The following is a 19,361-nucleotide window of genomic DNA, read 5'->3' as shown; positions in this document are numbered from 1 at the left end:
GATGCTCGGCCTCCCGCGGCTAAAGCCTAATGGCAGGGGTTGATGGTGAAGCCCGCGCGGTAGTCCGAAAGGTGTGCTTCGCGATCTGCGGAGGACATTTCGCGCAACAGTGTCAGTGGCGACTGCAGCGTGTGGCCGCGGATGTCGTCGAGTGTCCACATGTCCTTTGCGTCAAAGCGCAGATGCGGCTGCGGGACGAGCGTCTTGCCGTCGGAGCGAACGAAGTTCAGGTCCTTGACGGCGTCGGCCAGATCCCAACCGTGGTAGAGCGTCTCCCACTCGCGCTTCCCGCTGAAGCGGCCCATGGCAGGCGTCGGGCGCCCCTGGTATTCGTCAGCGAATGCCTCAACTGCGGTCCAACGGTCGAGCTCGTGGGCGAAGGTGTGAAGCTTGCCGTCGATCTCGTCCACCACAATGTCCTCGCGGATCAAGCAGGGGACGAGGCAGCTCCAGCAGCGATGCGGGTAGACATAGCCGACATCCTCGTTGAAGGTGATGATCGTCTCGCCTGGTCGGCTGAGTTTGTCGTACCACTTCCAGAACTCGCCGAACTGTGCGTACCAGCCCGGGTACTTATTCTCGAACCAGTCGAAGTCAGCTTCTCGTTGAGCCTCGATGCGCCAGAAGTTTACTGGCCAGCCGACGGCGAAGAACTGGGCGACCTTGTGGACGTAGTGCTTCTTGGTGATGCGGTTCCAGGCTTCGTGCACGTCGTCGTGATGGACCTTGATGCCGTATTTTTCGAGCGGCAGCATGTACGTGCGGTAGTAGTCCTCGAAGATCCAGCGGTGCCACATCTCCGCGTAAGATTCCTTGTTCTTGTCGCGGTTGGTGGTGCCGTACTCGATGAATGTTCCGATCGCCGCGTCGACGATCGCGTGGTTCTGCCAGAACGCATAGCGCAGGTCCCGCTCAAGCAGGAGGTGGTTCTCCGGCTCCTTGAGTGCTGCCATCAGAAGCGAATGGCCGTTGCCAATATGTCGACTTTCGTCGGACTGGACGGACAGGAAGACGGTTGGCAGGGCATAGTCGCCGTTGCGCGCGGCTTCCGAGGGCATTGCTACGAAGAGGGTGTTCGTGAAAGCCGTTTCGGCCACTACCGTCAGATAGAGGCAGGCTGAAGTCATCACGTCACCAGTGATGAAGCCTTCGCCGAACTGGCGGCCGATCGTCGTGGCGTAGCACTTGCCGAAGGCTTCCTCGGTGATGTCGAAGCCCGCAGGATCGATGTAGTTTTCCATGTACCATTTCTTCAGGTTCATCTGAATGGTCGAATGGCGGAACTCGTCGACCATCTGCATCGTGAACCCAGTACGGAGATCTTCTCCGGGCGCGATACGAGCGACCATGGCCATCGAACGTGCGGCGGAAATTTCCGGGAAGGGAATGATCGCGAGGAAGAGCTTCATCCACTCGACCCAGCGTGGCTCAACGTTGCGGAACATGTCGCCGCGAAGTGCTGCGTCGAGCGCCCCGTATACGCGGTTGTCTTTTTCTTCTTGCATCGGGAAGTAGGACCGGAGGACCTGCTTCATCGGATCACGGGGAGCCTTGGTGATCTTGTAGTCGGTCGGGAAGGTCATCGCTTCCTGAACGTAGGTCGGGTTCCAACCGAGGTCGGAAATCCTTTTCGTTGCCTCGCCGACAGAAATGCCTCGTTGCGAGGTAATCTTATTAAGCGTCAAAGACGACATCGTCCTCTGCCTCCACTTTGTTGCGCCGAGCTCTTAGGCCCGGCAGGAAACGGCGCGAGCTGCGCCGAGAGCGAGAGTTGGAACGGCACGACAAAGGGATGCGCGTCCGCGCTCCAGGAGTCGGCAGTTCAGTCGGTTGAGGCAAAGGTCTTATGGGAACATCCGGCCTCCTCGACCGGAACACGATGCTGTTCCCCACTTCCTTCGTTCTTTTGTGATCGCTTTGAGCGGTTATGGGAAATGGAGTTGCAAGGCCCGTGCCAAACTCAAAAAGACCGCCTTTTAGGGGGTTCCCAGGGTTGGTCGCTCAACGGAGTGTAAAGGAATATTACAGGTGTAATTGACAAATGTAACTTTATTTAACTTCGTAGGAAAATCAGGTAACGCATTATTTTATATAAATAAAATGATCGACTTCTTTGCGGTGTTGATCTATGGTCGTCGCGTTGTGACAGTCGAGGCATCAATGGCCGACGAGAGCGAAAATCACGGATCACTACCGACGGCGGCGAATGATGTCGCTGACAATCTGGTGGCGCTGATGTCGCGCGATCTGGTGTTTGTGATGCGCTTTCTAGGTGAGAGCCAGAACCTGATGCAGGGTCATTTCCAGCGGTTCATCTTGGAAGAACTTTCACTCGCCGAGATCACCCCCGAGACGCATCCCATGATCCACGCATTCGCGGAAAGGCATGCCATTCTACTTCGCGATTTCGTGTTTTCCGGCGTCTCGCTTTCAAAGCAATTGCGTGTCGAGGAAGTTGAGCGCCTGACGAATGATCCCATGATCCGCGTCGACGTATGGGACCAGCTCCGCAGTCATATCGACATGGCCAAGCAGCAGTTCAGAAAGCAGCTACCCGACTTTCCCGCTGCTCTCGAAACCTGGAGAGCGCCAGGAGGCACAGCACAATGAGGGCCTTTAAAGACCAGTCCAATCAGGAACCGCTACGGCGCAGACTAGAAATGGTCGGGCGTATTTCGTCCCTCACGGCAACGGCACACAAGCTGATCCAACAGGCGTCGGGGGTTGAGATGGAGATCATGCGGCTTGAGCTTGCCTTGGCAGATGACCCCGCCGACGAGAAGCTCGTTTCGGCTTTGAGAGAATCCGAGGAGCAGGCATCGGCAATCAGGTCCGAGCAGACCGAAACCAACGCAGCCATTGAAGCGGCTGAAGCGGCAGTGAAGGACATCGACCTTCTGATCGCGAAAACCAAGGGAGGATGATAAATGAACCAGCAGTCCACCCCCCCATTGACCCTGTTCGATCTACTTGCTCGAAACTGGAAGCTACAATCTGCGGTCCGACGCGTCTGTTTCAACGATGACAACAGTCTGCTGGCGGGCGTTTGCGACGACGGAACTGTCGTGTTTGCGAGGATGGCTGACAATGAGCCGCCCGAAGCGCGTATTTCGACGGACGATGGCAGAGCGGCCATCATGCCCCGGCAGGGTAAGCCAGCCCCATTGATCAGAACGCGAATAAACGGAGCAAATTCCGTTTACGCCTTCACTGGCGGCGGCTTCCTTGTCGCAGGAGAAGGCGGGGTCGCCCATGTTAGCCGATCGGGCGAGACCGTTGGGACTGTGCTGTCGTCTGGTGCAAGGCTTGCCACCTTCGACCTGTGTCGTGCCACGGGCGCACTGGCCTTCACATCCGACGGTAGGTTGACCATTCATCCTGAGGGGAACCTCGCCGAGAAGTTCGAGGCGGAACACCCGGCTGGAGGAAATCCAACGTGCGTTGGATTTTCGAGCGACGGTACCATGGTTGCCGCTGCTTCCGGTGATTACCTCGCGTTGTATCGCTGCCGGAACGGATTGGAGCCGACCCTGCAGGTTCCGCTGGGAGGGGAGCCATTGTCGTTGACGTGGGACGCTGAAGGAAGATGGCTCGCGCTGGGCGTAGACGGCGCAGGGTTACTCTTGGTGGACGTTGAGGCCGGGCAGCACGTATTTCTTGGTGACTTCCCGGGCCGGGTTGCCGACGTGCGTTGGTGCGCGCTGGAACAGGCTTTCGTTGCCTCCGGAGCATTTCGTGTCGCGGCATGGTCGATGGGGAGCCCGCCGTTCCAAGACCACTCCCGGGGTGCTCTTACAACAGGTCGAACGGGAATGGCGTTAGTCGAAGCGGTGGCGGTTCAGCCGACAGGTCGTCTTGTCGCCGCTGGCTACGGCAATGGTCAGGTCGTAATCTGCTCACTGGGCGCCCCTGATGAGCTCGTCGTCCGTTCAGTCGGTGGCCCCGTGACGTCACTGCAGTGGACGAATGATGGACAGCACCTTGGTCTGGGAGATGCGCTTGGCAACGTCGCCATCGTCAGCTTCCCAGCTCAGATGTTCAAGTGATCAAACAGAAAAGGGAGGACACCAATGCAGGATACACTTTCCGAGGAGCAAAAGGCAAAGGACGAATTCTTCGAAAGGATATCGCTCCTTTCGCAGGAGATGGTCAAAGCCTACGGCAAGGACTTTGCCATGGGAGCACTGGTTCTTGGCGCGCGCTGGATCGCCGAAGGAAAGGCTGGAGCCGCTGGCGAGGCTTCCCTCTCAATGCAATAACGCCCGTCAAACGGGACAGAGGTTAGCGAAAGTTGGGGTGCCTCAGTTCCGAATCAGACCTGCCTCGGCCGTTGACGGGGCAGCTCTGATCTTCTCCTGCTGATAGAGAAGACAGACTGTCCGAAGCATCGACGCAAGACTGGTCGCCACGCCATGGCGCTCAACCGCCTCGTAATGCAGTTGCTCGATCAACCTTGCTCTCGGGACACCCTCGACTGTGGCCATGTCATCGAGCGTCTCCCAGAAGGCAGCTTCGAGCCGGATGCTCGTGGAATGTCCCGCAATCCGAATTGAGCGGGTGACTTTGAGGAAGCGATCATGTTCGCGACGTGTGAGAATCCTGCACATCATTTCATTGTCCTCACCTTGCCTTCGTGCTTCGATCCCGTTCTCCGGCCAGCGAATGGCCAGAGAACGCTCGATGAGGTTAATTGCCGACCGCGTTCAAGGAATGAGAACGGCCCGCCCATGGATCTTGCCGTTGTGCAGATCCTTGAGCGCCTTGTTCGCATCGGCGAGCTTGTACTCGACCGTGGTGAGGTTCACGAGTCCGCGATCTGCCAGAGCCATGAGCTCCACCAGTTCGGCCCATGTTCCGACGAGATTGCCGATGATGTTCTTTTCGGTGATGACCATATCGACGGTGGGCACGCGAATGTCCTCTCCGTAGCCGACGACGTAGTAGCTACCCATCGGACGGGTCATGGCCAAACCCTTGGTCGTGGTCCCTCTCTCACCGACAAAATCGATCACCGCTTCGGCACCCTGACCCTGCGTCAGCTGGAGTACAGCTTCGACCTCGTTTCCATCCGCTTTCACGAGCTCGTCGGCGCCCATCTTTCCGGCCAGCGCGAGGGACTCGTCCGACTTGTCGACAACGATTACGTCGGCTGCGCACATCGCCTTGAGGCATTGAATGCCGATGTGACCGAGCCCGCCTGCGCCGATAACGACACATTTTTCTCCAGGAAGGAGATGGCGAGTGGCCTTCTTGACTGCTCGATACGCAGTCAAGCCCGCGTCAGAGTACGGGGCAACGTCCTTCGGGGCGAGTGTTTTCGGCAGTGGGACGATGTTGCGCTCCGATGTGCACAGGTACTGGGAGTAGCCGCCGTTGCAGTCCAAACCCGGGAATTTGCCTGGGCCGTGCATGTCGAATCCACGTCGGCACGCAAGGCAGGTCCCTCCAGATATTTTGGGGTGAACGATCACCGGATCGCCCACCTTGATGCCTTCGACCTCCTTGCCGATCGCTTCCACCCAGCCTGCATTTTCATGCCCCATGATGAGGGGCAGCAGGTTGTCTCCATTGGGATCCATGTGCGGCCGCCAAACACCCTCGATGATGTGAAGGTCGGTTCGGCATACGCCAGCGCCTCCTATACGCACGATCACATCGGTGGACTTCTTGATCTGCGGGTCGGGAACCTCTTGCAAGGACACCCACTGATCGCCTGTCAGATTGTCATCGTACTTGTTCAGAACCTGCGCCTTCATTTGATGTCTCCTCCGTCGGCGGTGTTGATGAACATTGCACCAGACATCGGAGCAAACGGCGTTCCATATGAAATAATATCGGTTTTTCAGTTGGTTACCCATGTTCTGTTGGCGGCAGGTTGTTCGCAGAATGAACGCAGACTGGGTGTCATCTGTTCAGTTTCTGGCCACTTGAGGTCCAACACGAATGCGTTGATGCATGAGGAGGAGCTATGTCACATCTTTCAGGAATGGATCGAGCAAGAAGTGCCTTGGAAAGGGGAGATCGTGTACCCGCGGGGTCGCTCCAACCGATCGTCGCTGATAGCTGGCAGAGGTGCCGCGATGCGGGGCTAGATCCTCGCGCCGACCCTATTGCGAAGGTGCTTCCATTCTCCGATGTAAAAAGAAGACGGGAAGCAGCCGCCCCGCTGCGCCAGTTGGCACTCGCAGAGATGCGGCTACTACACTCTCAGATCGCCGGATCGAACTTCATCATCGCTCTCGCGGACAGGGACGGAATCGTGCTTGATACGATCAGCGATCACGAGTTTGCCCAGAGCGCTGCGGGCCGAGCGATCATTCCCGGCAGTGGTTGGCACGAAAACGAGCGGGGAACGAATGCGTTGGGCCTGGCAACCTTGACGTTAAAGCCTACTGCCGTTTACGGGCGGGAGCACTATTTTGCGTCCCACGGGCATCTCAGCTGTATGGCTGCGCCGATTCTCAATTGCCGTGGTGAGATGCTCGGGCTTCTCGACGCATCGTGTGCGCATGATGCACGACAGGAGCACACGCACGCCCTTGTAAGGATGGCGGCCGCTCAGATCGAGAACGGTCTCGTCTTCCAGGAATCCGCGGATAGTTTCGTTTTTGCGTTTCACCCTCGGGCGGAATACTTGGGTACATTGTCCGCAGGATTGATCTCGGTATCGGCCTCAGGAGATGTCACTTCTATCAACCGATCAGGACAGGCGCTTCTGGCGGGGCTCCCGGCGTTGCTCGGGTCCCACTTCGATGCGCTATTCGAAGCGGGCTTCCATGGGGCTTTGGACGGGCTGTTGAGTGGAGGGGTTATCCGAATTCGTGATCTGACAGGCAGCGGGCTCTTCATGGCCTGTCGACAGATTGCCCAACGGAGCAACGTTGCTGAATTGAGAGGCCCTCAAAGAGCCTTCGTTCCCGCGTTGATATCAAAAGCCGACGCTCCCGACTTCGTGTGCGAGGACAACTCCATCTCGACGTTGCTCGCGGAACTGGCGGATGCGGTCAGTCTCGGGATGCCTATCCATGTTACCGGAGAGACGGGAACGGGAAAGGAGTTGATGGCGCGGCATATTCATAAACTGAGCCAGCGAAAAGGTGAGTTCGTGCCCGTCAACTGCGGGGCCGTTCCGGAGGAACTCTTCATCTCCGAAATTTTCGGGCATGAGCAAGGGGCGTTCACCAATTCCCGCATGAAGGGAGCGCCCGGACTTGCGCGCGCAGCCCATCGAGGAACGCTATTCCTGGACGAAGTGGCCGACATACCACTTTCCGCGCAGACATCTCTACTTCGCTTTCTCGACAACATGGAGGTCCGTCCCGTCGGTGCGCACAAGGTTGACAAGGTCGATGTCCAGATTGTCTCTGCCACCAATCGCAGTATCGAGGAGATGGTGGAACAACGGCTATTTCGTGCGGACCTTTTCTACAGGTTGAATGCGTTCACCGTCGACCTACCGCCACTCACGGCGCGCAGCGATTTCGCGACGATCGTACGCAATCTCATGGAAGACCTGGCACCGGGATTACCCGTCACAGACGCTGCGATTGCAGCGCTCCAGCGTCGCAAATGGCCGGGCAACATCCGCGAACTTCGCACCGTTTTGCAGCGTGCGCTGGTGCGACGCCGGGGCGAGTATGTGGACGAAGAGTGTTTCCAGGAACCCTTGGCCGCCTCGGTTACCTTAAACAACTGCTGTGACGAATGCAGGGATAGCCCGCTCAACTCTGCCCGCTGCAGGGAGATCAGAACAGTCCATCGGCGGACCGGAGGTAATATCTCGCGAACTGCGCATGACCTTGGTTTGTCGCGAACTACAGTCTACAAACACGTCCGGTAGACGTGAGACCGGTGCGGTAGGCGTCATTGTTTGGGGATTCGGCGACCTTTTGTTTGCTTGGAAAGGTGCTTAACCGGTATCGGCTATTGCTCATTTTCTGTGGAAATGGCGAACAGGTTCAGGATCGGAATTTATCACCCATCATTAAACGACACCGGCCTTGCGAAGCCCTTCCATGACGAGCTCGAAATCGGCGGGGTTCTTGAAGGGCAAGACTTTGCGGCGGTATTCCAAGGAGTAGTCGGGATTGACGCGCAGCACCTCTTGCCACGTCGCCCGAGCCTCTTCGAAACGGCCGAGGTGTCCGTAACAGGCGGCCAGAAGCGCGCGCGAGACGTCGGTGACGGGATTGCGACTCACGCGCTGCACCAACAATCTAACGGCCTCTTCGTACCTTCGCAGTTGAAACCAGGCCCAGGCCTGAAAGTGGAGAACGACATCCGGAAAGTACGGGTTCAAGATCCTGGCCCGATCGAAACAGGCGAGTGCCTCCTCGGATCTGCCTGAATAGAGAAGTGCCTCCCCGAGGCTGACCTGCCCTTCGGCGAAGTTCGGATTGAGATTTATTGCACGCTCGGCCTCGCTGATAGCTCTATCGTGCTGTCGTGAGTAGAGCCTGACCACACTCAGTGCCCAGTGGGCCACCGGATCGCTATCATCCCGTGCCACCGCCAGCGTCGCATTCTCTTCGGCTTGTTGAATCGAGCGCTGCGGCGACGCGCTCCACCGGTTCAAATAGTCGAGCCCGTGGGTCAGGGCGAGAAAGGCGTGCGCCGAGGCGAAGTTCGGGTCCAGTTCGACGGCATGTTGCAAAAGGTCGCGGGCGTCGCTGTTCGTTTGCTTCGTCAGGCGATGCCACAGCTCCCGGCCGCGCAGGAAGCAGTCATACGCCTCGGGATGCCCGGTCTGCCCCGGCACCAGCCTTTTCCGATCGCCCTCTGTCAGGTTGACCGCCAGCGCGTCGACGATCTGCTGCGTTACATCGTCCTGAACAGCGAATATGTCGGTTAGGTCGCGATCGAATCGCTCCGCCCATAGATGTCCGCCGGTGGTCGCGTCGATAAGCTGCGCCGTAATGCGTACCCTGTTCCCCGATTTGCGTACACTGCCCTCAAGAACATACCGCACGCCGAGATTCGTGCCCACCTCCTGCACATGGGCGTTCTTGCCCTTGAAGGTAAACGACGAATGGCGGGCGATGACGAAGAGCTGCCTCAACTTCGATAGCGCCGTGATGATGTCTTCCGAGATGCCGTCGGCGAAGTAGTCCTGTTCGGCGTCACCACTCATGTTGGCGAAGGGCAGGACGGCGATCGACAGCTTCGGCGACGTTACCGTCGCCGGTTGGCTCGTCGTGGTTTCCGAGGCCGCGGTTGCCTTGGTCCCAGCGCTGCCGACTTGGAGCGAATAGACCCGGATTGGTTCGGCGATGTTCTTGAGTTGCGTGTTGCCGAGATCGCTGACCGAGAGGTCCAGCCTCGCCTTGACTTGGCGATAGGCATCCTCGGATAGGCAGATCGCGCCCGCCGCGGCGACGCCCTCCAATCGCGAGGCAATGTTGACGCCGTCGCCCATCAGATCGCCGTCGCTTTCCTCGACGACATCGCCCAAATGGATACCGATCCGGAACTCGATGCGACGGTCCTGCGGCACGCCGTCATTGCGTTCAACCATACCGTTCTGCACCTCAATGGCGCAACGCACGGCATCCACCACGCTGCGGAACTCGACCAGCGCGCCATCGCCAGTTCGCTTCACCACCCTGCCATGGTGAACGGCGATCGTCGGATCGATGAGATCGCTGCGCAGTGCCCGTAGCCTCGCCAGGATGCGTTCCTCGTCGGCGCCGGCAAGCCGGCTGTACCCAACCACGTCCGCAGCCAGGATTGCAGCCAGCTTTCGGCTCTCGCTCATGGCGCGGTCTCCTCACTTTCAGGATAGCAGGGAGACAGGGAGCAAGAAAGAACTTTCAGCCGCTGCTCAGAGCGTCCTCGGTTGCAATCGAGCTGGAGGCAGCCGACGTCGTAGCCCTACGCAATGACTGCTCTTCAGGCTTCCGGCCGATCGACGCTGTCGTTGCAGAAGCCCGCTCAAGGTCAGGTCACGACGATGTCCGAGCCGCTCGAATATATGCTCTTTGAAGATCTGCAGCCTGTGCGTCGGCCGGAGTTGTTGCGCCGGCCGAAAAGGATCAGGTCGAGGACCGCGATTGCTATCAGGCCGCTGGATATATTGTATCGATACCGATCATGGACGAATTCGGATGATCGTTTTCCCAGTGCGCCGCTCGGTCGAGTTAAAGGTGGCAATAGCGCTATCGAGTGTAGAGATGTTGCCGATGTTCGTCCGGAGGCGTCCGTCCCGTACACGCTGAACGATTTCGTCCAGCTGGGCACGATTGGATTCAACGACGAAGTCGATTGCCAGACCGTCGGCGGGCCGCGCCTCGACTGGCCCAACAATGGACACCAGCGTTCCTCCGGCGCGTATGAGGCCCGCAGAACGCTTTCCAATATCGCCGCCAATGACATCATACACCAGATCGACGCCACCGACGTCTTCGAGGACATCGTTTTCAAGATCCACGAACTCCAGGGCGCCGAATTCGAGAGCCTTCTGACGGTCGGCGGAGCGTCCGGTGCCAATGACATAAGCACCGAAGTCGCGCGCTAGCTGCACTGCAATCGCGCCAACTGCGCCCGCGGCACCGTGTACGAGGATGCTCTGGCCAGCCTGAAGACGGCCGTGCTGAAACAATCCCTGCCATGCGGTCAGGCCCGAGATTGGCAAGCTCGCGCCCACCGCGAAATCGACTTCGCCTGGCAGCGGCGCGAGATTGCGCGCCTCGACAGCCACGTATTCCCCTAAGGTCCCGTCGCGATACCAATCCGTGAGGCCGAACACCCGCTGCCCCACCGACAGTCCGGTCGTGCCATAGCCCAGAGCGGTGACCACCCCGGCCAGCTCATGCCCGGGGACCGACGGTGTCCGCTCGCGGCCAACCCGGTCGACCCAGGTCGAGGGCCAGGTCAGTTCTGTCGGGACGAATCCCGCCGCATGAACCTCAACGATGACGTCGTTTATCGCCGCCTGCGGCTCGGGCCGCTCCACCAGCTTCATGCCGGCCGTTCCCGCGGCTTGATCAGTTGCTATGATCGCTTTCATGGGATTTATCTCCTCAGAAGTTTGTTGCTTCAGACTAAATTGCTTGCGGAAAACTATTCGATCTCGCACACAAGAGGCTGTCGGTTCGCTTCCGCGCCGACCGTGATCTCGAGTTGGTGTGCGATGTCGAAGAGATCGCCGCCCGAGTTCGATGGAGCCGCAGCGCCGTGAACCCGGGATGACATTCAACCGCGCGATGGTGGCGGGCGCTTCATCGTCAGAAGCGCAGTTACATCGTCCAGATCATCGGTCGATGAGATGGCAAGGGTCAGCCATTTCCCGTCGACATACGTTTTGGCCTCATCGTAGCGTTTGACCAGATGCGGGCGCCAAACATAACGCCGCTCCTCAAACTTCTCTCGTTCTGCTCCGCCCATGACCACGACAGCCGAAAACCGCCGGTATTCCGGCACCAGCGTGGTGAACGCCTTGGTTTTCTTGTAGCGCAAGGACCAACCGCGGTTCCTGCCACCGTAGAGCCAGTCCGGCTCGAAAACTGCAGGATAGAACTCGTCGATCCAACTGCGCAGTTCGGCCCAATGTCCGAATGCCTGCGGTCCGATCCATTCTCGAATCGCGCTGTCGTCTGGCGGCGCTGCATGGTCGGTGATCCTGTCGCCGATCTGTGGAAGCATGGTGGTTGGTAAAATCATCTGAAGTCTCGTTATTGTAAGTCCGGCAGGCCGGAGGGGTTAAGATGAAGCTGTGCAGGGGCTTGCGGCGCCGTATCGCATCAGGGTCAACCGGTGCTCGGCAGGGCGGCAGGACCGCTGCGCATGCCTCGAGGCTCCCTCACCACACTGAGGTCGAGAGCGGCGAGGACTTTCTTTCTAGCCAAGGGCGCTTCGTTCCAGTCCAGGAACGCGGTGGCCTGCAAGGGGAGAAACTGCTGGGTCTTCAGCCCAATGCAGCTGAGTGCCAGCGACAGATAGGGGGTGAGAAAGTCCGGCTGGTTAGCTCGCTCACCGCTAAAGATGGCTCCGGAGGCGACACCGATAAAGACCGGACGGTCCCGGAGCATTCCCACCTTCCCAGCGGGTGTCGACTTCATTGTGCGACCGACGCGCAGAATTTGATCGATCCAAGCCTTGAGGGCCGAAGGGATCGCGAAGTTGTGCATCGGCGTTCCGATGACAATCACATCAGCTGCTTCGACTTCCTGGATAAGCGCTTCCGAAACATCGAGAGAACCTTTCGGAGGGGCCGACAACGTGGTCGGCGTCGATAACGCCACCGCATAATCAGCCACCGCGTGAGGCAAGGGTTCGGTCCCCAGGTCACGCCGGCTGACGCTTGCGCCCGGTGCAACTTCGAGAAGCTTTTCGACGACTGCCGCAGAAAGCTGACGGCTATGCGATTGTCGACGCGGACTGCTATCAATATGGAGGATGTTCATGTGATTGATCCCAGTGACTTCGATAAGTTGCGACGGGATAGGATCAGATCGACCCGGCCGGCGTTACGGCGGGAAAATCTTTCTCGGGATCGAAGACGTTGTTGAAGAAATTCGTCAGCGTGTACATGGCGACCAGTGCCACAATCTCGATGGCGTTCGCGTCCGTGTACCCGACATCACGGACGGCTTTCAGATCGGCATCAGAAACGTGTCCGCGGGTCTCAATGACCTTGCGCGCAAACTGGACTGCGGCGTCGCGCTTTGGATCGTTGGCGTGGCCCTTGCGTGCGAGAATGATGTCGCTGGCCGGCAGCTTGGCCATGTGTTCAGCAGTGAAACTGTGAACCGTCAGGCAGTAGTTGCAACCGTTCACCTCGGAAACGGCGAGGCCGATACTGTCGCGTGTCTTCACGTCGAGCGCCTTGCTCAGGGAGCCGAGCAGGGTTGCCCACGCGTTGAACGCGATCGGGCTCTGCGCGAAGGCTGCCATCATGTTGGGCGTGAACCCGATACTTTTGGTGAACATATCGAGGGTCGGTTTCGACTCGGCCGGGACCTGATCCGGCCTCAGGGTAGTGGTTCTGGGCATCTAAATCTCCATAAGCTTTTGATTGGACTGCAAATCATGCGAAGGACAGGACATCGGCCACCGGCATGCGCGGCTTCTGCGGCCAGTTGCCGGCCCGCTCCGGCCCTACGGTCAAAAGCATGACCGGGATTTCGTCTTCGGCCAGGCCGAACTCGCTGTGCACGGCCCCTGCGTCGAAGCCGATCATCGGCGTCGTACCGAGGCCAAGGGAGCGAGCTGCATAGATGATCGCGGAGGTGCCAAAAGTAGCAGAGCGTACCGCTTCGTCGCGCTGCCGCTGGGGTTGATCGTCATAGAGGCCGCGAGCGGGTGCTTCCCACTCCGCCACCAGATGCGCCGGCATGATGCCGGCCTCCACCACCGGGGCGAGGCGCTCGGGGACGGTGCTGGCATCGGCCAACCGACCGATGACAATGAATGTGACGGCGGCTTCGGTGATCGCTGGCTGATTCCAGGCGATCGGACGTAGCCGGGCCTTTGCCCCTTGCGTACGGACAGCGATAAACCGCCAGTTCTGTAAGTGGAACGATGTCGGCGCGGACGTGCCGATCCGCACCAGATCTCGGATCTCATCGTCGCTCAGCGCGGCGGTGGTGTCGTAGTATTTGGCAGCGCTACGGCTCAGAATGGTTTCGATGACGGCATTCGTCGGCGTCGGTTGGTTGGCTGCGTTGCTGATGTAGTTCATTGGGTTGCTCCCGCATCAAGTGATTACGGAACCCAATTTACCGACCAATTTGAGAATAACGAGACTGAATTATCTCAATATGATGCTCGAAAGGATCAATTGTGCGGGACTTTCCTAACCCGGGCCCGTTTCGCCGCCGTGCGCCTGTCTGCGCCATTCCCCGGGTGTCATCCCCATTCTCTCCGCAAAGACACGCCGGAATGCCGAAACGGATTGATAGCCGACCGTTTCGGCCACCGCCTCGGTGCTGATCGCCGGCTTTTTCAATTCGTTGGCTGCCAGGCTCATACGCAGATCAGTCAGTAGATCGAGGGCCGAACAACCCAGCCTGTCCTGAAAGTGTCGCATAAATGTAGCACGTGACATGCCGCACAAGTCTGCGAGATCGGGGAGTTTCCAAGCTTGGGCCGGGTCGGCAAGCATGGCAGCGATGGCTGGAGCCAGCCGCGGATGGCCGGCTAGTGCTAACAGACCTTCGGGGGCTTTCTCGGACTCACTTGCGGCGCGAAGCACGAGTGTAAAAAGGGCTGAAGAAAGCGCATTGAGAACCGCGCGCCCTCCTGCTCGGTCGCCGGCCGATTCCATTCGCATTAGCCCCACTAGACTTGCCAGTTGGTTGGAAGCCGAACCACTATCTCCATCGCCGTCCATGGCGCGCGTCACGAGATTTGTGGGCAGGTAGTTGCGGACCAATCTATCATGGGGCGCAGCAATAAAGAATCGGCCACACAACAGATCGAGTCGCTCTCCCTGGCTGTCATTTTCGCTCAGCATCCAACCGGCGGCCCCTTGGTGCTGTTGAGTGGGGATCGGTGTTTGCCCGCTACCGTCGTGCAGCACATGCGCCGCACCGTGAGGTAGCAACACAATATCTCCGCTCACCAGCTCCCTCGCTGTTCTTGTCTCGGGATCCTCGAAAACGGCTCGACCCTTGACGATGACGTGATAGGGGATTTCGTTCGCCGCCGCCCGGCTCCAGGCCACGCGCCATGGCGCACCGTAGGCACAGCGGACCTCGAGCTGACCGGTGACCGTGATGATTTGCAGGAGATGGCTCAACCAGTCGACTTCAGACATTGGACCTCGGGGAGATAAACGGCTCAAGCACCTTATCTATCCTAACGATGGCTGTGCGCGCTACATGGCCTCGTGTGCACGACACCGGCGGGGCAATTGAAAGCTACGCAGGCTCCCTGATTGCACAGCCGGCATAAGAGTGAAGAGAGTGTCGTGTTCAGAAACCAGCGCGCCACGACGGGTAACCGGGAGAACAAGCAAAAACGACGGTTCAGAAAGGGTGACGCCGGGACCAAATCCAACCCGAACCACGAGGGCCAGCATGAAGTCTCCCAGCCGCTCCAATCCTTCCCTTGGCTGCCAAAACCGCCGCTAACCTTGATGGCAATACTAGCAAATAATCGCTGTCGTGATTGAGCCTATTCGGATTTCAGGAAACGGGCTTGTCCAGACGAGCGGAGCTGATCTAGCGTTTTGCCCAAACAGTCTCCCCCGCCTGCGCCGTTTACGGCCTCCGCATGGCCGTGTAGCGTTATCTTGCCAACGATATTATCCGAGGCAAGGTAGATAGCCGTGTGGTCTTTCGTTACCCGCGACAAGTGGAATGCAAGGTACGAGCTTTTAACTTTGCACATTACAATAAACGGAAATTCATCAAGAGGGGTTTGCGTTTCCTGTGCGCGGGCGACAGCGCCGGTCGCCTGGTTAAACCCAAGCGAAACGCAGAGCATGACTAGCATCGAAGCGACGATGTTGAGTGATTTGCCCACCTTCCGGCCCGGCGCACGAGTCATTGGCTCTCCCCTCCAATTCCGCAATCACAATTTTCAGTTTTAGCAATCATAGGGTACATCAAACCAAGTATCTTGGGAATATTGCTGGGGCGACGGGAGTGCTTCGATTCAGAGAGGGTGAGGTGCGAAGCGCGCTCTACGACTTCGCAAACGGCTTCAACCTAAGCCTACTCTTGTGATCGCTCGGCCCGGGCGCACCGCTGGGAGCCTCCCCCCGGAAGTAAGCCTTCTGCCATTTGTCCTGGGACGCCTTCGAATCCGGTTCGGTTAGGGCTGCATTGAAGGTGTTGCGGCTCTTCGTCCACTGGTCATATTCCCTCTCCAGATCCGGATTTTCCGACAGATTGCGGACGTCCGGGGCGATGCCCTCGAGACTTCCTCGCGCGAGTGGAAACAGGTGGCAGTAGGGTTCGTCCGCTTCAAAATACACTTTCTGGAACGGTCGGGTGAACTTCCAGTTCATCGTGAAGGTATATGGAGACCAGTCAGTCTCGATGACGCCTGATAGCGGGGCGATGGCATCCTTGGGCCGGTTGAGTGGGCCAGTGACGAAGAGGTCGACCCCAGATTCCGTCCGGAAGAGGCAAGGCACGTGGAACGTCAGGACACCGTCACCGAAATGGCTGATGGCGGATGCAGTCGTTCCCGACCGGGATTTGATGCGAATGGCATCCTTTCCCTTGCGCCCGTCCCACACGGCCGAAAACGGTGTCGTGCAAAGGAGTTCCCAGCCATGCGCATTAGCTATGTTGAGGGGCAGGCACCGATAGGCGAAACGCTCGTCGGTGCCGTCCATCCAATCGCGTTCGACAGGAGCCGGGCGAATGCGGACATCGTGGCCGTCGATGATGTAGGCGGTCAGTGATTTCATTGGATGATATCGCCGCTTGAGTGTAGGCGGCGATCTTTGTCACGATGTTCCTCGTCCAGCAACTCTCCTACCACTTGAACCTCAATCCGACTTGCCCCCCGAACATGTTGTTCTTTGCTCCGTCGACATCGAAGGAGTAGCTGAGGTCGCCGAAGGCCGACACGTTCTCGCTGATCTCGTATGCGCCGCCCAGATTAACCTCCAACCACGTGCCTTCGGTCTGGGTGACCAATGGGAACGTATTAAACGTCACTGTCTGGTCGGCCGAGAAGCCGTGCCAGAGGTTTAGTCCGAGATGGCCATACGCCGGTCCCGAGCTATACTGCAGGCGAGCGCCAATCCGTCCGGTAAAGGAATCGAAGGCCTCGTTGGTTATCTTCGAGAACCGGTCACTGGTGTCGTCGAAGTCGATGCGTTGCCAGATGATCTGCGCCTGCGGTTCGATCGTCCAACCCTCGGCGATCACGAAGGGCAGACCCGTTTCCGCCGACATTGCAAAGCTGGTCCCATCGACGTCGGATGCGATGCCCCGGTTCGACCGGCTGGTTCCGTTGAGCCACCCGTACTTGGCGATGACGTCGACGTACCAGCCTTCTGGCGAGAGGTGTGTCCAATAGGCTGCCACACTGTCTTCGGAAAGGTCCAGCGTCCCGGCCGACAGATTGACCTGACCGAAGATGTTGCCGCTGATGTCTCCGTCCGTATTTGCATGGGTGTAGAAAAGGCCGAAGCGTTCCGTGTGGCCATTGTCGTGTTCGATCTCGTAGAGATCGCTTCCGACCTGAATGCCCCAGTAGTTCCCGTCGAACTGCGGTCCGACGTCGTAACCCGCAATGCTGAGTGTGGCATTGGTGCCAAGATCGCTGTTGGCGCCGAAGATTCGGCCCCAGACGCCGGGCGGTGGCCCGTCGCCGTCGCCTTCAGATGCATCTCCCTGTGCGCCTGGCCCAGAATAGACCAGAGCCCCGACGCCTGTCAGGAACGACTGGTCGCCGCGTCGCTGATGGAATGTCCCCATCGTCATGAGGCCCATGCGCTGCGCGACTAGCGGCGCGATCACCTGCCCCGGTACCTCCGGCCGAATGTTTGGAATCGGCGGTGGAGGAGGCGAAGGTGGTGGAGGAGGCGAAGGCGGTGGTGGCGGCAGCGGCGGCGGCGGTGGCGGCGGCGGCGGCGGTGGAGGCGGAGGCGGCGGCGGCGGCGGCGGAGGCGGAGGCGGCGGTGGAGGAGGCGGAGGCGGCGGTGGAGGAGGCGGCGGCGGGGAGATCGTGTTGCGCAGGAACCAGTCGTTGTCGGTGTCAACAGCCTGGGAAACGCCGCCGCGATAGAGGAAGTACTCGAACGGGCCGGCGGCGACCGGGCCTCCGAGTGTAAAGGCACTCGTCGTCGTCGTGCCTCCATTGATGGCGTCGACGACCTGGATACCGTTGCCGTTTGTCAGCGCGCCCTGGCCGTCGACGTTGGTAACGAGGATACTCGTCGAGCCGCTTGCCTGCCCGGTATCGATGACCAGCTTGTCCGACGGTGAGTTGTCCGTGTCGAGATAGGTGTGAAGGAAGAGCTGTCCACTCTGGCCGACGTAGTTGCCAAGGATCCTGAAAGTGTCATGCAACGAGGTGCCTGCACCCGGCACGTCGTTCGTCATGTCGATGATGCCGGCATTGTTGACTGTCACGAGCAGCGATGAGTCGGACGGCACGATCGCGTAGCCATACGAATTTCCGGCCTCGATGCGGCTGGTGGCATCGACCGAGATCGTGCCGGTTCCCGTCACGGAATCGCCAAGTGTCAGCACGCTTGTCGTATAGATGAACGTCAGCTTGGACTGGTTGATGATATTGATGGCTTCCCAGTTGATGAGGCTGGACGGTGCGTCGCCACTCTGGCTGCCATCGTCGTTGGTGGTGCGCTCCCAATTCAGTGTGTCGTTGCCGAGCCCACCGTCGATGATCTTGCCCGCGGTCAGATTTGCCTGCGATAGAAAGCCGAAGTTCGCGACATCGTCGCCATTGCCCATTTGCACCGTGGCTGCGACGTTGCCAATCAACCAGGTGAAGGTGTCGTTGCCATCACCCATGTCGACCGACGTCTGGACCGTGCCGGCAACGAGGGCGAGGATGTCGTCTCCTGCTCCGAGGCTGATCGATCCCGCGAAATAGCCGTTGTTGATGACTGTGTCGTTCGATGTGCCGGTGCTCGTCACACCGTTCTGAACCGTTCCCGCGCCAAGGTTGAGAATGATATTCGTACCAGTGCCCTGCAAGAGAATGTTGCCGTCTATCCGGCCCTGGTTATTGAGCGTGAAGCGGTCGTTGTCCGTCGCGACCAGCCCGTTGGTCAGCGTTCCGTTGTTGTTGAGCGTGCTTGTGCCCGGGCCTGTTATTTCAATGTTGTCGGTGAAGCTTGCCGTGGCGTCGGCATTAATTGTCACCGATTGTCCGATGTAGTCGGGTCCCGGACCGGTTCCCGAACAGTCGAAGACCCCTGATCCCGGCGCAGTTTCGACACAGGCCGCTTCCGCTCGCGTCCCGCCAATCGCCAGGAGGGCGATCGACGCCACCGACGATTGCAGCAGAAGATATCGCAGCGACTTTGAAGTCGCCCTCGGGAAATTCAGTGCTTTGACCGGTGCGGTTCGGCAGTCGTCGCTCGTCGGGCACTCGCTCCGAAATGGACCGCGAACCCTGTGTGCATACGCCGGATCAATCATCGATTACCCCCAGTAGCCAGCTTAGAAGCAAGTGTCGGTTGAGTTTTTCAAGCTGTCAATTGATTAGGTCTAGCTGAAGCATTGTATTGGGGAGGTCATGTGGTTCTTCGGCAACAGTGTCGAGTGTCTTGAAAAATATGACAATTTCACGGGCATGAGCGCCGCGGCCGAAGGCTCGATGGTTGATACGGTTGGTTCGTCCACTGTGATTAACACTACCTCAGGGCGATTTTTATGGGGAGGACTTGCGGGAAGCCAGCCCAGCTTCCCGCACCCTTGGGAGGGACCTGT

General features: G+C 58.9%; 18 protein-coding genes. 5 read left to right on the top strand and 13 right to left on the bottom strand.

The features are described 5' to 3' along the window. Positions 1-26: 26 nt before the first annotated feature. Entirely contained in the window at positions 27-1,694 is a 1,668-nt protein-coding gene (locus tag AS026_RS24365; protein WP_062372205.1) for an aromatic/alkene/methane monooxygenase hydroxylase/oxygenase subunit alpha, read from the bottom strand. 340 nt (positions 1,695-2,034) lie between these two features. Between AS026_RS24365 and AS026_RS24360 the strand changes: the two genes are divergently transcribed. From AS026_RS24360 to AS026_RS24345, 4 genes are read left to right on the top strand one after another with little or no spacing between them, the layout of a single operon-like run. Further along, complete coding sequence (locus tag AS026_RS24360; protein WP_205634485.1) at positions 2,035-2,610, top strand: hypothetical protein; 576 nt, start codon at positions 2,035-2,037, stop codon at positions 2,608-2,610. Further along, positions 2,607-2,924 carry a hypothetical protein gene (locus AS026_RS24355; RefSeq protein ID WP_062372202.1) on the top strand — a complete coding sequence of 106 codons (318 nt, stop codon included), beginning with the start codon at positions 2,607-2,609 and terminating at the stop codon, positions 2,922-2,924. Before AS026_RS24360 ends, AS026_RS24355 begins: the two co-directional genes overlap by 4 nt. 3 nt (positions 2,925-2,927) lie before the next feature. After that, positions 2,928-4,046, top strand: coding sequence for a WD40 repeat domain-containing protein (locus tag AS026_RS24350; RefSeq protein ID WP_062372199.1), 1,119 nt, complete (start codon positions 2,928-2,930; stop codon positions 4,044-4,046). 24 nt (positions 4,047-4,070) lie between these two features. Then, positions 4,071-4,259: a hypothetical protein gene (locus AS026_RS24345; RefSeq protein WP_062372196.1), complete on the top strand. Its 189-nt coding sequence runs from the start codon at positions 4,071-4,073 to the stop codon at positions 4,257-4,259. A gap of 42 nt (positions 4,260-4,301) precedes the next feature. Here the strand turns inward: AS026_RS24345 and AS026_RS24340 are convergent, their stop codons facing one another. Continuing rightward, positions 4,302-4,610: a ribbon-helix-helix domain-containing protein gene (locus AS026_RS24340; RefSeq protein WP_062372193.1), complete on the bottom strand. Its 309-nt coding sequence runs from the start codon at positions 4,608-4,610 to the stop codon at positions 4,302-4,304. A gap of 93 nt (positions 4,611-4,703) precedes the next feature. After that, the gene (locus tag AS026_RS24335) at positions 4,704-5,756 is read right to left on the bottom strand and encodes an NAD(P)-dependent alcohol dehydrogenase (RefSeq protein WP_062372189.1); all 1,053 of its coding nucleotides are present in this window, start codon (positions 5,754-5,756) and stop codon (positions 4,704-4,706) included. 212 nt (positions 5,757-5,968) lie between these two features. On the opposite strand from AS026_RS24335, the gene AS026_RS24330 reads away from it, so the two are divergent. Continuing rightward, entirely contained in the window at positions 5,969-7,840 is a 1,872-nt protein-coding gene (locus AS026_RS24330) for a sigma-54-dependent Fis family transcriptional regulator (RefSeq protein ID WP_063805946.1), read from the top strand. A 144-nt stretch (positions 7,841-7,984) separates the two neighbouring features. Here the strand turns inward: AS026_RS24330 and AS026_RS24325 are convergent, their stop codons facing one another. From AS026_RS24325 to AS026_RS24280, 10 genes are all read right to left on the bottom strand, one after another. Next, a complete protein-coding gene (locus tag AS026_RS24325; RefSeq protein ID WP_062372171.1) occupies positions 7,985-9,754 on the bottom strand; it encodes an adenylate/guanylate cyclase domain-containing protein in 1,770 nt (589 codons plus the stop codon). Positions 9,755-10,087: 333 nt separating this feature from the next. Beyond that, positions 10,088-11,005, bottom strand: coding sequence for an NADP-dependent oxidoreductase (locus AS026_RS24320; RefSeq protein ID WP_062372167.1), 918 nt, complete (start codon positions 11,003-11,005; stop codon positions 10,088-10,090). A gap of 185 nt (positions 11,006-11,190) precedes the next feature. After that, positions 11,191-11,658 (bottom strand): DUF3788 domain-containing protein, encoded by a 468-nt coding sequence (locus tag AS026_RS24315; RefSeq protein WP_062372161.1) that lies wholly within the window; start codon positions 11,656-11,658, stop codon positions 11,191-11,193. Positions 11,659-11,744: 86 nt separating this feature from the next. Continuing rightward, positions 11,745-12,401 carry an FMN-dependent NADH-azoreductase gene (locus AS026_RS24310; protein ID WP_062372157.1) on the bottom strand — a complete coding sequence of 219 codons (657 nt, stop codon included), beginning with the start codon at positions 12,399-12,401 and terminating at the stop codon, positions 11,745-11,747. Positions 12,402-12,444: 43 nt separating this feature from the next. Next, positions 12,445-12,990, bottom strand: a complete 546-nt coding sequence (locus tag AS026_RS24305) for a carboxymuconolactone decarboxylase family protein (protein WP_062372154.1) — start codon at positions 12,988-12,990, stop codon at positions 12,445-12,447. Between the two features lie 34 nt (positions 12,991-13,024). Next, positions 13,025-13,678: a nitroreductase family protein gene (locus tag AS026_RS24300; RefSeq protein ID WP_062372151.1), complete on the bottom strand. Its 654-nt coding sequence runs from the start codon at positions 13,676-13,678 to the stop codon at positions 13,025-13,027. A 114-nt stretch (positions 13,679-13,792) separates the two neighbouring features. Then, complete coding sequence (locus tag AS026_RS24295) at positions 13,793-14,755, bottom strand: AraC family transcriptional regulator (protein WP_062372148.1); 963 nt, start codon at positions 14,753-14,755, stop codon at positions 13,793-13,795. A gap of 359 nt (positions 14,756-15,114) precedes the next feature. Further along, positions 15,115-15,489 (bottom strand): hypothetical protein, encoded by a 375-nt coding sequence (locus AS026_RS24290; protein ID WP_062372145.1) that lies wholly within the window; start codon positions 15,487-15,489, stop codon positions 15,115-15,117. A 136-nt stretch (positions 15,490-15,625) separates the two neighbouring features. After that, positions 15,626-16,360: a DUF6065 family protein gene (locus tag AS026_RS24285; protein WP_062372143.1), complete on the bottom strand. Its 735-nt coding sequence runs from the start codon at positions 16,358-16,360 to the stop codon at positions 15,626-15,628. 67 nt (positions 16,361-16,427) lie between these two features. Continuing rightward, a complete protein-coding gene (locus AS026_RS24280) occupies positions 16,428-19,070 on the bottom strand; it encodes an autotransporter family protein (protein WP_062372141.1) in 2,643 nt (880 codons plus the stop codon). Positions 19,071-19,361 lie beyond the last annotated feature (291 nt).

This window comes from Rhizobium altiplani (genome assembly GCF_001542405.1).
Taxonomy (GTDB): Bacteria; Pseudomonadota; Alphaproteobacteria; order Rhizobiales; family Rhizobiaceae; genus Rhizobium; species Rhizobium altiplani.
This window is presented reverse-complemented; position numbering and strand designations above follow the sequence as displayed.